This is a genomic window from Bradyrhizobium sp. CFUWI, assembly GCF_056429085.1.
Genome location: NZ_JBWJZE010000151.1, coordinates 1 through 492, shown reverse-complemented (window position 1 = coordinate 492; position 492 = coordinate 1). Strand labels below are relative to the sequence as shown.

The following is a 492-nucleotide window of genomic DNA, read 5'->3' as shown; positions in this document are numbered from 1 at the left end:
CAGATCCGCGGCGGCCGCGCCCTGACCGGCGAAGTGCCGATCTCCGGCGCCAAGAATGCCGCACTGCCCGAGCTGTGCGCGGCGCTGCTCACGGCCGAGCCCGTGACCCTGCTCAACGTACCGCGCCTGCAGGACGTGGCCACCATGCTGCAGCTCATCCGCAACATGGGCGTGTCGGCCGAGCATTCCCAGGGCGGCGAGCGCGCCGACAGCGGCACCGTGCGCATCGACGCCGGGGCGCTGTCCACGCCGGAGGCACCCTACGAACTCGTGAAGACGATGCGCGCCTCGGTGCTGGCGCTGGGCCCGCTGCTGGCGCGCTTCGGCGAGGCCACGGTGTCGCTGCCCGGCGGCTGCGCGATCGGCTCGCGCCCGGTGGACCAGCACATCAAGGGGCTGACGGCCATGGGCGCCGAGATCCTGGTGGAGCACGGCTACATGATCGCGCGCCTGCCCGCCGGCCGCTCGCGCCTGCGGGGCGCGCGCATCACC

At 74.0% G+C, this 492-nt stretch carries 1 pseudogene; it reads left to right on the top strand.

Features of this window, described 5'->3' with window-relative positions:
* Positions 1-492: pseudogene (locus tag AC066S_RS39155) on the top strand (UDP-N-acetylglucosamine 1-carboxyvinyltransferase); the annotation flags it as partial.